Genomic DNA, 17378 nt, shown 5'->3' on the forward strand with positions numbered 1-17378 from the left:
ATTGTCACGCCTGTCAGGGGCGCCGCGGACCCTTTCCGGTCACCGCCACGGCCAGCAGGCAGGTGTCGTCCTCGGGGTTGGGGCCGCCGATCGCCTCCAGCAGGCGGTCGAGGCCCGCGTCGAGGTCCGCTCCGGCTGTGCCGAGCCCGGTCGCCACGGCCGCCTCCATGATGAGGGACACCCCGGCGCCGATGTCGCGCGAGCGCCGCTCCACCAGGCCGTCGGTGAACATCAGCAGCAGGTCGCCGGGCTCGAGGCGCACGTCGGCCACCCCGTACGGCAGGCTCGACGTCGCCCCGAGCACGACTCCCCTGGGCGCCCCGAGCTGGCGCGCGCCCCCGCGACGCACCAGGATCGGGGCGAGGTGGCCCGCCTGTGCCCACGTGAAAAGGCGGGTCGCCGGGTCGAAGTGGCCGCACACGGCGGTCGCGGTGGTGTCGTCCAGCCGGGTGAGGACCATCGCGTTCAGCCACGTCAGCAGCCTGCCGGGGCAGGCCCCCGTCATGCTCAGGCCGAGCAGCGCGTGACGCAGCTGAGCCATCTCGGCGATCGCGGGCAGGCCGTGTCCGGACACGTCGCCCACCGCGAGGAACATGCGTCCGTCGGGCAGCGGCGCGGCGTCGTACCAGTCGCCGCCGAGGCTCGACGCCCGGCCCGCGGGGATGTACCGGACCGCGATCCGGGCGTAGGGCAGGTCGATCGACGCGCCGGGCTCGGGCAGGATCGCCTCCCGCAGGGCCAGGGTGACGCGGCGCTCCTCGGCGGCGCGTTCCCGGCGCTCCGCCCACCGTCCGGCGAGGTCCTGGACCGTGCCGATGTCCTGGACCATGAGGGGGACGGCGACGGGAGTCGTGTCCGGGTCGCGGTCGTCCGCGGGGGGAAGGGCGGGCCTTGTGCCGCCCACTACGCCGACCATTTGTCTCGCTCTCGATGCCGCTCTTGCAGTGCCATGCGGACGTTCTGTGCTCGTCCTGACGCGGAGCGTAGCAGCCCTGCATTCCACAGGGGTTGGTTTTCTTCTATGGCGTGGAATAAGCCAGAGCCTCTCGAAGCTCGCCCGCGTGGCGGCTGTGGTATGCGCACCTGAGTACGTCGTCAGGGCCCGCGCTCGTTAGATTAGGTCGCGTGACGACGATGTCCCCGGAGCCCTCCGGCCTGTATCCCACGACCCGTCCGGCCGCAGTCAGCGAGGCCGTCGACCGCGCCGGCCTCGACGCGCTGCTGCTGACCCCAGGACCCGACCTGCGCTACGTGACCGGCTACGACGCGCTGCCGCTGGAACGCCTGACCTGCCTGGTCGTGCCGGCGTCCGGAGAGCCGTTCCTGATGGTGCCGCGCCTGGAGCTGCCGGCCGCCGAGCATTCGCCCGCCTCCCGGCTCGGCATCGAGTTCGTCGCGTGGGACGAGACCGACGACCCGTTCGCCGAAGTGGCCAACCGCCTGGGCCCGGTCGCCCGGGTCGGGCTCGCCGACCGCATGTGGGCGATGCAGTCGCTGCGCTTCCGCGCGGCCATGCCCGGAGCCGAGCAGGTGCTGGCCGGGAGCGTCCTGCGCGAGCTGCGCATGCGCAAGTCGCCCGAGGAGAAGGCGGCGCTCGCGGAGGCGGGGGCGGCCATCGACGCCGTGCACGCCCTGGTGCCCCGGTTGCTGAAGGCCGGTCGCACCGAGCGCGAGGTCGGCAAGGACATCGCGGAGGCGATCGTCGACGCGGGTCACGCCCGGGTCGACTTCGTGATCGTGGGCTCGGGCCCGAACGGCGCCAGCCCGCACGCCGAGCTGAGCGACCGGGTGATCCGGCCCGGCGAGCCCGTCGTGGTCGACATCGGCGGCGTCATGCCGAGCGGCTACTGCTCGGACTCCACCCGGACGTACTGCGTCGGCGAGCCGCCGGCCGACTTCACGGCGTACTACGAGGTGCTCAAGCGCGCCCAGGAGGCCGCCTGCGCCCACGTCAGGCCCGGCGTGAGCTGCGAGTCGGTGGACGCCGCCGCCCGCGAGGTGATCGCGGAGGCGGGGTACGGCGAGTACTTCATCCATCGCACCGGGCACGGCATCGGCCTGGAGACGCACGAGGAGCCGTACATCGTCGCGGGCAACACCGAGGAGATGCGGCCGGGATTCGCCTTCTCCGTCGAGCCGGGCATCTACCTGCCCGGTCGGCACGGCGCCCGGATCGAGGACATCGTCGTCTGCGGCGAGACGGCCGGAGAGCGGATGAACGTCACGACCAGGGATTTGGTCGTGGTCGACTGATCCCCGAGGCCGTGCTCTCCGCCGCTCTGGCAGAGTGATGATCACGACTGCCGGATCGGAGGACGAATGACGCACGAGGGCATCGACGAGGGCATGGACGATCCCCGCGCCCAGGCCGAGGGCGAGGTCAGCATGGCGCGGCTGGCCCTGGCCGACGGGGAGACCGGGCTCGCCGCCGCGCACGTCGCGGCGGCGCTGGCCCACGATCCCGCCCTGCCCGAGGCCCACGAGATGCTGGCGCGGCTGCTGGCCGGGCCGGGCGGCGGGCCGGACCTGTTTCCCCTGGACGAGCCGGTCTTCCTCGGCACCGCGCTGGCCCGCGCCCACGCCTTGGCCGCGCGAGGCGAGCACGTGCCCGCGCTGCGCCTGCTGATCTCGGTGCAGCGGCACGAGCCGGCGGGACGCTGGGCGCACGTCCCGTGGGTGCTCGACCCCGAGCTACCCGGGCGGATCCCGCCCGACGAGCTGGGCTCGCTCGTCTCGCTGCTGGCCTCCGGGCTGCCCGGCACGGTTCCGGAGGACGGCCGCGAGGCGCTGCTGCCGTACGTCGCCCTGGTGCGGGGCGCGCTGCGCGCCCACCCGGACGACGCGGCGCTGCTGTGGCTGGCCTCGCTCCTCCTGCGCCGGGTGGGGGAGGCCGAGGAGGCGGTGGAGCTGGCCGCCCGCTCCTACGCGCTGGCGCCCTCCTTCCAGGCCGCCCTGGCCGAGGGATACGCGTGCCGCGAACTGCGGCGGTGGCCCGAGGCCGAGCGGGCGATGGTGCGGGCGCTCGAGCACGACCCAGCCAACCTCGCGTTGTACACCGACATCGGCGAGATGCTGTACAGCAGCGGCCGCCCGGAGGAGGGCCTGGAGTGGGTGGAGCGCGCGCTGCGGCGCGAGCCCCGGCACCCGAACGCCTACCCGACGGCCTGCGGGATGCGGTTCGAGCGGGACGGGGACGTCCGGCACCTGGTCGAGCTGGCCGACCACCTGCGCGACGACCCCGGCAACGAGCACGGCGACGCGGTCCTCGGCGAGCACTGCGCGCTGCGCCTCTGGCTGGGACGCGTCCCGGGCCCGACGGAGTCGGTGATCGACGTGCTCTACCAGATGGCGGAGCAGGAGGAGGTCCCGGCGAGCGTCGAGCTCGCGGTCTCCGCCCCCGAGCCGCCCAGCGCGCTGCTCGCCTTCTCCCAGGTCGTGCCCGGCTTCGCACTGACCATCGCCGGCGCGCCGGAACCCGACGCGCGGCTGACCGTCCCGGAGGTGTACGCCCACGGCCCGGTGCGGACCGTGGCACGCCGGGTGTGGCGTTACGAGGGCCTGACGGCCGTGCCCGCCGTGCCCCCGCCGTCGCGCGAGGCGCTGGAGGCCGTCGCCGCCGTCGCGACTCTGCGCTGGCCGCACCTGCCGGCCGCCTACGACCACGCCGTACGCCTGTCGGGCCTGTCCCTCGGCGACCTGCTCGGCGTGCTCGCCCACCCGCCGCTGTCGCCGTACGGCGAGCCCGCGGCCGTGCCGTTGTGGATCAGGCAGGTCCAGGCGTGGGCCTGCCTCGGCATCGCCCACCACCGGGCCGGTCAGGCGTGGGCGGAGTCCGAGCGCAGGAGCGTGCTGGCCGACCTGGCGTACGGGCCGGAGGACTGGGTGACCGAGGCCGCCCTGCTGGCGATGGTCGCCACGGCCTGGGTGGACCCGGACGCCCGCGACGACGTGGCCGAACTGGTGGCCTGGCGCTACCTGGCCGCCGTGGAGGCGTCGAAGACGAGGCCCGTGACGATCCTCGGCTCGCTGGCCGCCCTCGTGTCGGCGACCCCCGGCATGCACCCCGACGTACGGGCGCTGGCCGCGGATGCGTGATCGCGGAATTGTCGCCCGGGTCTGGTAGGACGGACCCGCCGACACCCCCCGACGAGAAAGTCCGCCCATGATTCCCTACGACCCCTACTTCGGTTACCAGCATCGCTATGAGGAGAGCTACGCCGGGCTGCCGGTGATCGAGATCGTCCCCGAGGATGAGGAAATCCCCGACCCGGCTTCGGTGGCGGTGCGGATCAGCTCGGGCTGGGGCCGGGACTACCCCATCGCCGACGCGTTCGACGTGTTGCTGAGGCGTGTCGACACGGCCAGGGTCCCGGCACTGGTGATCGGCGGGTGGGAGGACTGCTACGGCACGTCGTCGGAGCAGATCGTCGGCCTGCTCGCGGACAACGCCGCCCGGTTCCCCGGGCTACGCTCGCTCTTCGTCGGCGCGATCAGCAGCGACGAGGCGGAGATCTCCTGGATCCAGCAGTCGGACGTCACGCCGCTGCTGGAGGCGTTCCCGCGGCTGGAGCGGCTGGAGGTGCGCGGCGGCACGGGGCTGCGACTCCGGCCCGTCAGGCACGAGTCGCTGCGCATGCTGCGGTTCGAGACCGGCGGGCTGCCCGCCGTGGTGGTGCGTGCGGTCGGGGCCTGCGACCTGCCCGCCCTGGAGCACCTGGACCTGTGGTTCGGTGAGGAGAGTTACGGCGGCGACGCCGCCGTGGCCGACCTGGCGCCGATCCTGTCCGGCGAGCGGCTGCCGGCGCTGCGCCACCTCGGTCTGCAGGACAGCGAGATCCAGGACGAGCTCGCGGCGGCCGTTGCCTCCGCGCCGGTCGTCGCCCGGCTGGAGTCCCTCGCCCTGTCGATGGGCGTGCTCACCGACGCCGGGGCCGAGGCCCTGCTCGGCGGGCAGCCGCTGACTCATCTGCACACGCTCGACCTGCACCACCACTTCCTCACTGACGCGATGGTCGCCCGGGTGACCGAGGCGCTGCCGGGCGTCGAGGTCGACCTGTCGGAACAGGAGGAGGCCGAGGAGGACGAGGGCGAGATCTGGCGCTACGTGGCGGTGAGCGAGTGACGGCCGCGCCCGACCCCGGCGAGACCTTCGTCCACGAGGACCTCTACCTGTACGGCCTGGAGTGGGAGAGCGGACAGTTCTTCGCCGGCAGGCCGGTGGTGGAGCCGGGAGAGACGGTCGCCGATCCCTCGGCGGTCGCGTGGGCTCTCACCAACGGGCTGTCCGGCAACGGGGGAGAGCCGGGACTCGAGCAGGAACTCCGGCGCCTGCTCGACTCGGTGGACGGCGACTCGATCGAGTCGATCGTCCTGGTTCACTACGGGCACGACGTGGGCGAGTTCCTGGCCGCCAACGCGGCACGGCTGCCCCGTCTCCGGTCGGTCTTCCTGGGGTTCGTCAGCGTGGAGCTGTCCGAGATCTCCTGGATCGAGCAGGGGGACGTCACCCCGCTGCTGGAGGCGTTCCCGCACCTGGAGCGGCTGGATGTGCGCGGCTCGGACGGGCTGACCCTGCGGCCCGTGCGGCACGAGCGGCTGCGGGTGCTGCGGTTCGAGTGCGGCGGGCTGCCCGCCGCGGTGGTGCGTGCGGTCGGGGCCTGCGACCTGCCCGCATTGGAGCACCTGGAGATGTGGCTCGGGGTCGAGAACTACGGCGGGGACGCCACCGTGGCCGACCTGGCGCCGATCCTGTCCGGCGAGCGGCTGCCCGCGCTGCGGCGGCTCGGCCTGTGCGACAGCCCGGCGCAGGACGAGATCGCGGCGGCCGTCGCCGCCGCTCCCGTGGTGGCTCGGCTGGAGGAGCTCAGCCTGTCGATGGGCGAGCTCACCGACGCCGGGGCGGAGGCGCTGCTGGGCGGGCAGCCGCTGACCCATCTGCGCCGGCTCGACCTGCACCACCACTACATCAGCGGGGCGATGGCGGCCCGGATCGCCGCGTCACTGCCGGGCGTCGACGTGGACCTGTCCGAGCGGCAGCCGGACGACGAGCGCTACGTGGCGGTGAGCGAGTGACACCGGGCCTCGCAGTCGTCGGCGTGCCGGGTGACCGGCGGGTGACGATGTTCCGCGACGCCGCCGTGGCCAGGGGGCTGCCGGAACCGCGGGTGGTGCCCTGGCGTGACGTGCTGACCGGACGCGAGATCGGCCTGCCGCCGGGGACGCTCGTGCGGATCGACTCGCCGGGCGAGGACGCGGAGACCGACGCGCTGCTGCGCGGACCGGGGGATCCCACCCGGGTCGGCGGGGGCGCGGCCTGGTATGCCGCCTTCACGGCGGGGCTGCGGAGGATCGCCGCGCTCCCCGGCGTCCGCCTGCTGGGAGACGTCGAGGAGATCGCGGTGATGTTCGACAAACGCCGCTGCCACGCCCGGCTGTCCGCGGCCGGGGTGCCGGTGCCGCCCGCCTTTGAAGCCGGTTCGTACGGCGAGCTGCGCGAGCGGATGGCCGAGCGGGGCTGGGCCCGCGTCTTCGTCAAGCCCGCCCACGGCTCGTCGGCCTCCGGCGTGGTCGCCTTCCAGGCCCACGCGGGCCGGGTCAAGGCCGTGACGTCGGCGACCTGGATCGGCGGCACGCTGTGCAACTCGCTGCGGGTCCGCTCGTACGAGGACGAGGCCGACGTGAAGGCGCTGGTCGAGACGCTCGCACCCGACGGGCTGCACGTGGAGCGGTGGTTCCCGAAGGCGTCGGCAAGCGGCAGGACGTTCGACCTGCGTGTCGTGACCGTGGCCGGGATCCCGACCCACGCGGTGATGCGCACGAGCAGGACGCCGATCACCAACCTGCACCTCGGCGGCCTGCGGGGCGACCTCGGCGTGGTCCGGGCGCGGCCCGGCCTGTGGGAGCGGGTGCTCGACGTGGCCGCCCGGACCGCCGCGTGCTTCCCGGGGAGCCTGACCGCCGGGGTCGACCTCATGGTCGGGGCCGACCGGCGGTCCGTGGCCGTGGCGGAGGTCAACGCGTTCGGCGACCTCCTGCCGGGACTGGGCGACCTGGCGGGCACGGGCAGGGACACCTACGCCGAGCAGGCCGAGGCGATCTCGGGCCGGCGATGGACATGAACGAGGTCGTGGGGACCCACGACATCCTCCTGGTCACGCTCGACACGCTCCGCTACGACGTCGCGGCCGAGCTGGCCGACGCCGGGCGGCTGCCCGGCCTGCTGCCCGGCGGCCGCAGGTGGGAGCGGCGGCACAGCCCCGGCAGCTTCACCTACGCCACGCACGCCGCGATCTTCGCGGGGTTCCTGCCCACGCCGGTCACGCCGGGGCCGCACCCGCGCCTGTTCGCCGCCACCTTCCCCGGCAGCGAGACGACCGGGTCGGGCACCTGGGTGTTCGGCGCGCCCGACCTGCCCACCGGGCTCGCCCGCGCCGGCTACCACACGGTCTGCATCGGCGGTGTCGGGTTCTTCAACAAGCTGACCCCGCTGGGCTCGGCCCTGCCCGGGCTGTTCGCGGAGAGCCATTGGGAGCCGGAGTTCGGGGTGACCGGCCCCCACTCGCTGGAACGGCAGATCGACCGCGCCGAGGAGGTGCTGGCCCGGCGGGACCGGCCGGTCTTCCTGTTCGTCAACGTGTCGGCGCTGCACCAGCCCAACCACTTCCATCTGCCCGGCGCCACCCGGGACGGTCGGGACACCCACGCCGCGGCGCTCGAATACGTCGACCGGCACATCGCCAGGCTGTACGCGCTGATGCGCCGGCCCTGCCTCGTCATCGTCTGCTCCGACCACGGGACGGCGTACGGCGAGGACGGGCACGTCGGGCATCGCGTGGGCCACGAGGTCGTCTGGACGGTGCCCTACGCCGAGTTCATTTTGGATCAGCCGATGGAGAGCACGATTGACGCCTTATGAGGGATACGTCTACGCCTACCCGCACAAGACCGCCTACCGGCCGCTCGACCCGCGCCCGGCCCTGAGCGAGGTCTGGGCGGGGGAACGGGCGGGCGCGCTGTACGTCCACATCCCGTTCTGCGAGATGCGGTGTGGGTTCTGCAACCTGTTCACCCGCACGGGCGCTCCCGAGGGTCTCATCGGGGCCTACCTGGACGCCCTGGAACGGCAGGCGCGAGCCGTACGGGCCGCCCTTGACGGGCCGCGCTTCACGACGGCGGCCTTGGGTGGCGGCACGCCCACCTACCTCGACGCCCGGGAGCTGACCCGCCTGTTCGACCTCACCGAGCAGGCGATGGGCGTCGGCCTGCGGGAGATCCCGCTGTCGGTGGAGACCTCCCCGGCCACGGCGACGCCCGACCGCCTCGCCGTGCTGGCCGATCGGGGCGCGAGCCGGATCTCGATCGGCGTGCAGAGCTTCGTGGACGCCGAGGCGCGCGCGGCCGTACGGCCGCAGAAGCGCGCGGAGGTGGAGGCCGCGCTCGACGCGATCCGGGCGTCCGGCATCGCGACCCTCAACATCGACCTGATCTACGGCATCGACGGGCAGACGCCGGACTCGTGGCGCCACTCGCTGGAGGCCGCGCTGACGTGGCGGCCGGAGGAGCTGTACCTCTACCCGCTGTACGTCCGGCCTCTGACGGGGCTGGGCAGGCAGGACCGCGCCTGGGACGACCAGCGCATGGAGCTGTACCGCCTGGGCCGCGACCACCTGATCGACGCGGGCTACGAACAGGTGTCCATGCGGATGTTCCGGCTGCCCGGGCCGCCCGGGCTGTCCGGGCCGCCCGGCACGACGGAGTCCGCGGACTACTGCTGCCAGACCGACGGCATGGTCGGCCTCGGCTGCGGGGCCCGGTCGTACACGAGCGCCCTGCACCACTCCTTCGAGTACGCGGTCGGGGCCCGCCACGTGCGGACGATCATCGACGACTACGTGCGGCGCGACGACTTCGGCGTGGCCAACGTGGGGTTCGCCCTGGACGAGGAGGAGCGCAGGAGGCGGCACCTCATCCAGTCGCTGCTGCGGACCGAGGGGCTGTCGCGGGACCTCTACCGGTCCAGGTTCGGCACCGACGTGCTCGACGACTTCCCCCTGCTGGAGCGCTTCCCGGGCTGGCTGACGGCGGACGCGTCCGCGGTGCGCCCGACCCCCGACGGGCTCGCCCACTCCGACGCCATCGGCCCCGCGCTGTTCTCACCGCGCGTGCGGGCCCTCATGGAGGGATACGCCGCATGCTGAGCATCCTGTATCGAGGGCCGCTGGCGAGCTGCGACTACGACTGCGGCTACTGCCCGTTCGCCAAGCGCAGGGACACCCCGGAACAACTGCGCGCCGACCGGGCCGCTCTGGAGCGGTTCACGGCCTGGGTGGCGGCCCAGGACGCCGAGATCTCGGTGCTGTTCACCCCGTGGGGCGAGGGGCTGGTGCGGTCCTGGTATCGCGAGGCGCTGGTGCGGCTGTCCTGGCTCGGCAACGTGCGCCGGGTGGCCATCCAGACGAACCTGAGCTGCCGCACCGGCTGGCTCGCGCAGGCATCGGACCGGGCGGCGCTGTGGGTGACCTACCACCCCACCCAGGTGCCCTACGAGCGGTTCCTGCCCAAGGTCCGCTCGCTGCCCGTACGGCACAGCGTCGGCATCGTCGGCGACCCGGCGCATCTGGCGGACGCCCGCAGGCTCCGGGCTGACCTGCCGCCCGAGACCTACCTGTGGGTCAACGCGCAGGAGGGCCGGGTCTACAGCGACGCCGAGGCCGCGGACTGGACGGCTGTCGACCCGCTGTTCGGTCACAGCCGGCACGCCCACCGCAGCCTGGGCCTGCCGTGCCGTACGGGGGACAGCGTGATCTCGGTGGACGGCGACGGGACGGTCAGGCGCTGCCACTTCGTGCCGGAGATCCTGGGCAACCTCTACGACGGCTCCTTCCGCCCCGCCCTGCGGCCCCGCGCCTGCCCGCTGCCCGTCTGCGACTGCCACATCGGGTACGTCCACCTGGAGCCCCTCGGCCTCTACGACGTCTTCGCGGGAGGCGTGCTGGAACGCGTCCCCGCCTCCTGGAACACTGGCTGGAACACTGGCTGGAGTGCCGCCGGGGATCAGGTCTCCCGCTCGGGGCGGTAGTCCTTCTCGGGCACGCCGAAGGTCCACGCCACCCCCTCGCGGGCCCTGGTCACCCACGGCGGGACCCGCAGGAAGTAGGTGCGCCGGGCGCCGTCCGGCTCCGGCGTCGAGTTGACCACCTCGACCATCACCACCGGCTCGTCGCCCGGCAGGTCGATCCGCCACAGCACGCCGGTCTCGTCGGAGTGCCGCGGCCGGGCGCCCGACTCGGCGAGGTAGCGGTCGAGGCCGAAGTGCTCCAGCATGACCCGGCGCAGCTCCGCGTTGTCCTCCGCGCGGATGCGCTCGGGGGTGAGCGCGGCCATGGCCGCGCCGAACCCCGCGGGGACCGGCATCCCGTGCCAGGCGTGCAGCGCGAAGCCGTCGGCGTACGCCAGGGCCGGGGCCTCGGAGCCGGAGCCGGAGCCGGAGCCGGAGCCGGAGCCGGAGCCGAAAGTAGAGTGCAGCCGTCCCGCGTCGTCCAGGTGCAGCTCCACCGGCCGGTCGGTGACGATCGCGATCCGCTCGTACGGCCACCACCAGCCCGCGTGCCGCGCGGCCCGCTTGAGCCCCTCCAGCCCATCGAAGGCCGACAGCCAGGGCGCGTCGTGCTGGCCGAGCACCGCGTCGAGTGTCGCCTGGCGCAGCACGTCGCCGCCGAAGTCGCCGATCGCCCTACGGATCTCGGTGACCAGCCGGTCGACGCGGGGCCACAGCCGGCCGCCCGTGTCCTCCCACAACCGGGCCCAGCCGGCCGGCCCGGCGGCGGCGCTCGCCTCCGCCCTGGCGCTCTCCCAGGGCACGGTGCGGACCTCGTAGCGCACCGAGACCCCGGGGTCGATGCCGTCGAAGGCCCGCAGCCGCCCGAAGCCGATCTCCTCCATCGCCGCGCGGACCTCGTCGGTGCCGAGCAGCCACACCGCCGTGATCGCCCCGGCGGCGGGGGAGGCCAGCCGTACGATCACCTCGGGCTCGCGCAGGCCCGCCTCGCGGTAGGCCAGCCGCACACCCGCCGACGCCTCGTCGTGGTCCCCTTCGCCGGTGGCGAAGGCCACCTGGTCCCAGACCGCCGTCTCCACCGTCTCTGTCGTCTCCATCAGTCGGCCCATCAGTCGGCCACCGTCCGGAACGAGCCGGGCACGTACTCCCGCTGGCGGATCACCCGGAACCAGCCCTTCGGCAGCGGGATCGGGTCGTGCTCCTCGTGGACGAGGCGTCCGCCTGCGGGCAGGTGCAGGAAACCGGGGTACAGCGTTCCCGGGCCCGGGATCGCGTGACAGTGCCCGGTCGCCTCGCCCTCCGCCAGCACCAGCCGCCCGCGCGGGTCGCGCGGCACCGGGCGAAGCCCGCGCGGCACCGACTCCTCCGTCACGGGCACGATCAGGACGTCTCCCTGTCGATACATCAGTCGACCTCCGGTCTCGGCGATGATCGCAAGCTAGCCAGCCCGACCGACAGTTCCGGCAAAGCGGCAATTCGGTGGCTTCGGGACGAGACAGTCTCGGGCGGCGCTACCGTTGCTGAGATGGAGGAGATCGATCGCCGAATCGTCACCCTGCTGGCGACTGACGGCCGGATGAGCTTCACCGATCTGGCCAAGGAGACCGGGCTGTCGGTCTCCGCCGTGCACCAGCGGGTACGCAGGCTGGAAAAGCGTGGTGTCATCCGTGCGTACGCCGCTCTCGTGGACTACGACGAGATCGGTCTTCCGCTGACCGCGTTCGTCTCGATCAAGCCGATCGACCCCTCCGCGCCCGACGACGCGCCGGAACGGCTGAGGTATCTGACCGCCATCGAGGCGTGCCACAGCGTCGCGGGCGATGAAAGTTACATCCTCAAGGTCCGCGTCGCCTCTCCTCTGGCGCTGGAGGAGCTCCTCCAGCAGATCCGCGCCTCGGCCAACGTGAGCACGCGCACGACCGTCGTCCTCAGCACGCCGTACGACTACCGATCCCCGGTGATCGAGAAGGAGCCGGAGCCGGACGCCGCCGAGGGCTGAGCGCCGTCCTCCTCCCGGAGGAAGTGCGCACGCACCCGGGCGTACGCCTCGGGGGGCGCGCCGAGGCGGTCGAGGCCGAGCAGGGCGGCGCCCACGATCGGCGGAACGCCGGCGACGACGAGCCGGGCGAGCGGCGCGCGTACGGCGTAGCGCCGCTCGACCAGCGACGTCAGCAGGGGATGCCGGGCGGTCAGCACGCCGCCGCCGAGCACGACGTCGCAGGGCGCGGCGAGCAGGCCGAGCCGCCGCATGGCGACGACGCCGAGCAGCGCGATCTCCTCGGCCTGCCGCTCCACCAGCGACCCGGCGACCGCGTCCCCGTCCGCGGCGGCGGCCAGCAGGGGCGGCACCAGGGCGTGCAGCCGGTCGGCCGGCAGGTCGCCGAAGTGCAGCCCGACCACGGCCTCCTCGACCGTGGCGGCGCCGAAGCAGGCGCGCACGACGTCGGTCAGCGCGGTCGCGGGGCCGCGGCCGTCCTCGGCGCGCGCGGCGTGCCAGAGGGCCTCCTCGCCCAGATGGTGCCCGCCGCCCCAGTCGCCGCTGAGGCGGCCGAGCGCGGGGAAGCGGGCGACCCGCCCGGTAGGGGAGACGCCCACCGCGTTGATCCCGGCGCCGCAGACGACGGCCACACCCCATCCGGTGGACGACCCGGCGCGCAGCAGGGCGAAGGTGTCGTTGCCGACGACCACGCTCGCGCCGTAGCCGCGGGCCAGCAGTTCGGTTCGTAGCCGCTCCTCCTCGACCGGCAGGTCCGCCCCCGCGACGTACGCCGCGACGTGGTCGGCGTACGGCGGCGCGGCGGTCTCGTCGGCGAGGGCCCGCCGCACGGTCCGGCCGATCACGTCGACGGCGGCTTCGGCTCCGGCGCTCTGCGGCAGGAACGCGGGCCCCCGCGCGGCGGCGAGCACGGTGCCGTCCTCGCGGACGAGGGCGACGTCGGTCTTGCTGTTGCCGCCGTCCACCGCCAGGACCCTCCGGGAGGGGGTCACCGGGTCACCGCCCACGGCAGGAAGGCGCGGTTGGCCTCCACGAGGCGCGCGGCGAGGTCGTCGGCGAGGGATGCCTGACCGACCAGCGGATGGGCCAGCAGGGCGTCCCTGACGCGGTCCTCGCCACCGTGCAGGGCCGCCTCCAGGGCGAGCGACTCGTACGCCGACACGTGGGCGACCAGGCCCCGATACAGCGGCTCCAGGGGGTCGACGGGCAGCGGCACGGCCCCGGCGGCCCCGACGGTGGCGGGCACCTCGATCACCGCGTCGTCGTCCAGGAACGGCAGCGTGCCGTCGTTGCGGGTGTTGACGACCTGCACGTCCCCGCGGTCGCCCATGAGCGAGGCGACCAGGGCGACGGCGGCCTCCGAGTAGAAGGCGCCGCCGCGCCTGTTCAGCAGGTCGGGCTTGGTGTCCACGGCCGGGTCCGCGTACATCTCCAGCAGCGCCGACTCCATCGCCGCCACCTCGGCCGCCCGCGACGGCGAGGTCCGCTGCTCGGCCACCACGCGGTCGTGCTCGTAGAAGTACCGCAGGTAGTACGACGGCACGGCGCGCAGGTGGCGGACCAGCTCCACCGGCAGGCCGACGGACTCGGCGATGCCCTCGCCGTGCTCGTCCAGCAGGCGGGGCAGCACGTCCACGCCGTCGAGCAGCACGGACCGCTCCCAGGTGAGGTGGTTGAGCCCGGCGTGGCCGAGCGCGATCCGCTCGGGGGTCACGCCGAGGAGGGCGGCGAAGCGACGCTGGAACCCGATGGCCACGTTGCACAGCCCGATGGCCGGGTGCCCGGCGTCGAGCAGCGCCCGGGTGACGATGCCGACGGGGTTGGTGAAGTCGACGATCCACGCGCCGGGCGCGTGCGCGCGCACCTTCTCCGCGATGTCGAGCACCACCGGCACGGTCCGCAGGGCCTTGGCGAGGCCCCCGGCGCCCGTGGTCTCCTGCCCGACGCAGCCGCACTCCAGCGGCAGGGTCTCGTCGACGTTCCTGGCGGCCTGGCCGCCGACGCGCAACTGCAGCAGCACCGCCGCGGCCCCGGCCACGCCGTCCTCCACGCGGGTGGCGGTGGTCAGCGCGGCCGGGTGCCCGGCGCGGGCGAGCATCCGCCGGGCCATCCCGGCGACCGTCGCGAGCCGTCCCTCGTCGGGGTCGACGAGCGCGATCTCCGACAGCGGCAGTTCGCCGCGCAGGCGGGCGAAACCGTCGATCAGCTCCGGCGTGTACGTGGAACCGCCCCCGACAACGGCCAGCTTCATTTGACTCCCGTCAGCTTGACGCCCTCGATGAAGACCTTCTGGGCGAAGAAGAACACGATGATCACCGGGGCCATGGCCAGCAGCGTGGCGGCCATCGTCAGGTTCCACTGCACGCGGTGCACCGACCGGAACGCCGCCAGGCCCAGCGACAGCGTCCAGTTGTCCAGGTCGGTCCCCGCGTACAGCAGGGGCCCGTAGTAGTCGTTCCAGCAGTAGAAGAACTGGAAGAGCGCGACGGCGGCGATGGCCGGGCGGGCCATCGGCAGGATCACCCGCACGAGCGTGCGGAACTCGCCGCACCCGTCGACCTTCGCCGCGTCGGAGTACTCACGCGGGATCGTGACGAGGAACTGGCGCAGCAGGAAGATCGAGAACGCGTCGCCGAGCAGCATCGGCAGGATCAGCGGCCACAGCGTGCCGGTCAGGTGGAAGCGGGCCCAGATCAGGTAGATCGGCACCGCCACGACCTGCGGCGGCAGCATCATCGTGGTGATCACCAGCAGGAACGCCAGCCGGCGTCCGCGGAAGCGGAACCGCGCCAGCGCGTACGCCACGGGGATCGACGACACCAGCATGAACGCGGTGGCGAGCACCGAGTAGAGCAGCGTGTTGCGGATCCAGGTCAGCAGCGGCGCCTTTTCGAAGATCTCGGCGAAGTTGCCCCAGTTCCAGGTGTGCGGCCACAGGTCGGAGGTGAGCGCCTGCCGGTCGCTCATCAGGGCCGTGAGCGCGATGAACACCAGCGGGCCGAGGAACATCAGCGCGAGCGCGATGGACAGCGCGTGCCGGGCCACCCACAGCAGCGCGGTCCGGGTCGCGGTCCGTCTCGCTGTCGGGGTCACGACTCCTCCTCGGCGAAACGGAACTGCCGCAGCAGGACGAGCGTGAACGCCATCGCGACCGCGAACAGCACCAGCGCGAGCACGCAGGCGTAGCCCATCGCGTAGTCGCGGAAGCCCTGCTGGAACAGCCACTGCGGGAACGTCAGCGTCGACTGGTCGGGGTAGCCCGGGGTGAAGACCGACCCGGCCGAGTCGGTCGCCCCGGACGCGACCCGCGCGGCCACCTCGGCCTGGGTGAAGTACTGCAGCGTCTGGATCACCCCGGTGACGAGGGCGAACATCAGCACCGGCCGGATCACCGGCAGCGTGATCGAGGTGAACTGCCGCCAGCCGTCCGCGCCGTCGATGGCGGCGGCCTCGTAGAGCTGTTTCGGCACGTCGAGCAGGGCCGCCATGAAGATGACCATCACATCGCCGATCGACCACAGGCCCAGCAGCGTCAGCCCCCACTTCGACCACGCCGGGTCGCCGAACCAGTCGGGGGCGGGCAGCCCGACCGCCGACAGGATCGCGTCCACCGGCCCGGTGCCGGGGTTGAGCAGGAACACGAACCCCAGCGTCCCGGCCACCAGCGGCACCAGGGCCGGCAGGTAGAAGATCGTGCGGTAGACCCCGGCGCCGGCCTTCAGCCGGGTCACCAACTGGGCGACGCCGAGGCCGAACAGCACCCGCAGGGGGACCATCACCACGACGAGCCACAGCGTGTTGCGGATCGCCGTCCAGGCCGCCTGGTCCTTGAAGAAGTACTCCCAGTTGAGCAGCCCGACGGGCTCCAGGGTGAACAGGTCGTACCGCTGGAAGGAGAAGTAGGCCGTGGACACCAGCGGGTAGACGAAGAAGATCACGAACCCGGCGAGCCAGGGGGACAGGTAGAGCAGGGCACGCAGGTTTCCACGCATCGGCTCAGCCCGCCGTCAGCCTGAGCTTCTCGTCGATCTTCTTGTCGACCTCGGCGAGCAGGGCGTCCAGGTCGGACGCGCGGCCCGACTCCCACTTGATCTGCGCCTCCTGCAGCGTCTGCTGGTTGAAGACGGAGTTGACGTGTGCCGGCAGCGTCGTGCTGTTCGGATTCGCGAACACGTCGAGGAAGGTCTGGAAGTTCGGGTCCTTCTTGAGGTCCGGCGACTGCAGCGCGGGCAGCGTGCTCGGCACGTTCCCGATCGCGTTCGACAGCGTCACCAGCGTGCCGGTGTCGGTGGTGAGGTATTTCACCAGCTCCCAGGCGGCCTCCGGGTGCTCGGCGCCGCGCGGGATGCCGATGACGGTGCCGGTGATGAAGCCCGCGCCGTACCGCTGGGGCTGGTCGTCGGCTACCGGCAGCGGCGCGGTGCCGTAGCCGAGGTCCGGAGCGTCGGAGGCGAGCATCGCCGTGCGCCACTCGCCGTCGATGGCCATGGCGACCTTGCCCGCGGTGAACGGGTTCTCGGCCGACCACTCGTCGCCGAAGCTCTTGCGGAACTTCTCGATCCTGTCGTAGCCGTACCAGCCGGTGAGCTCCTTCTGCCAGGTCATCAGCTTCTTCCACTGCGGGTCGGAGCCGATGGCCGAGGTGCCGTCGGGGTTGGTCCACTTCGCGCCGACCATCACGCCGGTGTGGATGGGGGCGTTCTCGTACATCTGGCTCGTCGGGACGAACCCGGCGACCTTGATGTCGCCCTTGTCGTCCTTGACGGTCAGCTTCTTGGCGAGGTCGGCCAGCTCGCTCATCGTCTTCGGGGGCTGGTGGCCCTTCATGAGCGCCTTGTTGTAGTAGAGGCCGTACGCGTCGGCCAGCATCGGCATCACGCAGCGCTTGCCCTGATACTGCGTGTATTCGGCGATCACCTTCGGGAACAGCGCCGCCGGGTCGATGCCGCTCGCCTCCAGGTAGGGGTTGAGGTCCTGGAAGATGCCGGCCTTGCAGAACTCGGCGACGCTGTCGGTGGTGAACGACAGGGCCACGTCGGGCGGATTGCCGCCGCGCACGGACTGGAGGATCTGGCTGTCCTGGACGGCCTTGGTCGCCTTGACCGTGATCCAGGGGAACTTCGTCCGGAATCCCGCGAGGGTCTCGTCGAAGGCCTTGAGCTCGTTGTCGGCGCTGAAGCCGTGCCAGAACTCGATGGTGACCGGGGCGTGACTCGCCCCGCTCTGGGCCACCTTGGGCGGCCCGCTCTCGGTGCCGGCCGTGCAGGCGGTGAGCGCGGCCAGCCCGGCCGCGGCGGAGACGAGGAGAAGGCGTTTCATGGGGGT

Annotated in this window: 17 protein-coding genes; 9 read left to right on the forward strand and 8 right to left on the reverse strand. The window is 72.8% G+C overall.

Translation table 11 applies throughout. The features are described 5' to 3' along the window. Positions 1–13: 13 nt before the first annotated feature. On the reverse strand, positions 14–904 hold the full coding sequence (locus tag FLX07_RS21155) for a PP2C family protein-serine/threonine phosphatase (RefSeq protein WP_229689870.1): 891 nt from the start codon (positions 902–904) through the stop codon (positions 14–16). A gap of 230 nt (positions 905–1134) precedes the next feature. On the opposite strand from FLX07_RS21155, the gene FLX07_RS21160 reads away from it, so the two are divergent. From FLX07_RS21160 to FLX07_RS21195, 8 genes are all read left to right on the forward strand, one after another. Continuing rightward, positions 1135–2253 carry a M24 family metallopeptidase gene (locus FLX07_RS21160; protein WP_142572880.1) on the forward strand — a complete coding sequence of 373 codons (1119 nt, stop codon included), beginning with the start codon at positions 1135–1137 and terminating at the stop codon, positions 2251–2253. Positions 2254–2319: 66 nt separating this feature from the next. Beyond that, positions 2320–4095, forward strand: coding sequence for a tetratricopeptide repeat protein (locus FLX07_RS21165; RefSeq protein WP_142572579.1), 1776 nt, complete (start codon positions 2320–2322; stop codon positions 4093–4095). Between the two features lie 67 nt (positions 4096–4162). After that, the gene (locus tag FLX07_RS21170; RefSeq protein ID WP_142572581.1) at positions 4163–5122 is read left to right on the forward strand and encodes an STM4015 family protein; all 960 of its coding nucleotides are present in this window, start codon (positions 4163–4165) and stop codon (positions 5120–5122) included. Then, entirely contained in the window at positions 5119–6072 is a 954-nt protein-coding gene (locus tag FLX07_RS21175; protein ID WP_229689869.1) for an STM4015 family protein, read from the forward strand. The genes FLX07_RS21170 and FLX07_RS21175 overlap by 4 nt, the downstream gene beginning before the upstream one ends. After that, complete coding sequence (locus FLX07_RS21180; protein ID WP_208762314.1) at positions 6069–7118, forward strand: STM4014 family protein; 1050 nt, start codon at positions 6069–6071, stop codon at positions 7116–7118. Before FLX07_RS21175 ends, FLX07_RS21180 begins: the two co-directional genes overlap by 4 nt. Continuing rightward, positions 7115–7915 (forward strand): STM4013/SEN3800 family hydrolase, encoded by an 801-nt coding sequence (locus FLX07_RS21185; protein WP_142572583.1) that lies wholly within the window; start codon positions 7115–7117, stop codon positions 7913–7915. Before FLX07_RS21180 ends, FLX07_RS21185 begins: the two co-directional genes overlap by 4 nt. Next, positions 7902–9197 (forward strand): STM4012 family radical SAM protein, encoded by a 1296-nt coding sequence (locus FLX07_RS21190; RefSeq protein ID WP_223853657.1) that lies wholly within the window; start codon positions 7902–7904, stop codon positions 9195–9197. Before FLX07_RS21185 ends, FLX07_RS21190 begins: the two co-directional genes overlap by 14 nt. Then, positions 9191–10078: an STM4011 family radical SAM protein gene (locus tag FLX07_RS21195; RefSeq protein ID WP_142572587.1), complete on the forward strand. Its 888-nt coding sequence runs from the start codon at positions 9191–9193 to the stop codon at positions 10076–10078. The genes FLX07_RS21190 and FLX07_RS21195 overlap by 7 nt, the downstream gene beginning before the upstream one ends. On the opposite strand, the gene FLX07_RS21200 is transcribed toward FLX07_RS21195, so the two are convergent. Both FLX07_RS21200 and FLX07_RS21205 read right to left on the reverse strand, forming a co-directional pair. Beyond that, complete coding sequence (locus tag FLX07_RS21200) at positions 10054–11154, reverse strand: DUF6745 domain-containing protein (RefSeq protein WP_142572589.1); 1101 nt, start codon at positions 11152–11154, stop codon at positions 10054–10056. The two genes, FLX07_RS21195 and FLX07_RS21200, sit on opposite strands and share 25 nt — an antisense overlap. 11 nt (positions 11155–11165) lie before the next feature. Continuing rightward, the gene (locus FLX07_RS21205; RefSeq protein ID WP_142572591.1) at positions 11166–11462 is read right to left on the reverse strand and encodes a hypothetical protein; all 297 of its coding nucleotides are present in this window, start codon (positions 11460–11462) and stop codon (positions 11166–11168) included. 120 nt (positions 11463–11582) lie between these two features. Between FLX07_RS21205 and FLX07_RS21210 the strand changes: the two genes are divergently transcribed. After that, positions 11583–12056, forward strand: coding sequence for an Lrp/AsnC family transcriptional regulator (locus FLX07_RS21210; RefSeq protein ID WP_142572593.1), 474 nt, complete (start codon positions 11583–11585; stop codon positions 12054–12056). On the opposite strand, the gene FLX07_RS21215 is transcribed toward FLX07_RS21210, so the two are convergent. From FLX07_RS21215 to FLX07_RS21235, 5 genes are read right to left on the reverse strand one after another with little or no spacing between them, the layout of a single operon-like run. Further along, positions 12002–13045, reverse strand: coding sequence for an N-acetylglucosamine kinase (locus FLX07_RS21215; protein WP_208762315.1), 1044 nt, complete (start codon positions 13043–13045; stop codon positions 12002–12004). The genes FLX07_RS21210 and FLX07_RS21215 overlap by 55 nt on opposite strands. Further along, positions 13042–14304 (reverse strand): 6-phospho-beta-glucosidase, encoded by a 1263-nt coding sequence (locus FLX07_RS21220; RefSeq protein WP_142572596.1) that lies wholly within the window; start codon positions 14302–14304, stop codon positions 13042–13044. The genes FLX07_RS21215 and FLX07_RS21220 overlap by 4 nt, the downstream gene beginning before the upstream one ends. Next, positions 14301–15146, reverse strand: a complete 846-nt coding sequence (locus tag FLX07_RS21225) for a carbohydrate ABC transporter permease (RefSeq protein WP_189105039.1) — start codon at positions 15144–15146, stop codon at positions 14301–14303. Before FLX07_RS21225 ends, FLX07_RS21220 begins: the two co-directional genes overlap by 4 nt. Further along, a complete protein-coding gene (locus tag FLX07_RS21230; RefSeq protein ID WP_142572598.1) occupies positions 15143–16045 on the reverse strand; it encodes a carbohydrate ABC transporter permease in 903 nt (300 codons plus the stop codon). The genes FLX07_RS21225 and FLX07_RS21230 overlap by 4 nt, the downstream gene beginning before the upstream one ends. Positions 16046–16049: 4 nt before the next feature. After that, complete coding sequence (locus FLX07_RS21235; RefSeq protein ID WP_142572600.1) at positions 16050–17372, reverse strand: ABC transporter substrate-binding protein; 1323 nt, start codon at positions 17370–17372, stop codon at positions 16050–16052. Between the last annotated feature and the right edge of the window lie 6 nt (positions 17373–17378).

It is taken from the genome of Microbispora bryophytorum (assembly GCF_006874465.1).
In the GTDB taxonomy this organism is placed as follows: Bacteria; Actinomycetota; Actinomycetes; order Streptosporangiales; family Streptosporangiaceae; genus Microbispora; species Microbispora bryophytorum.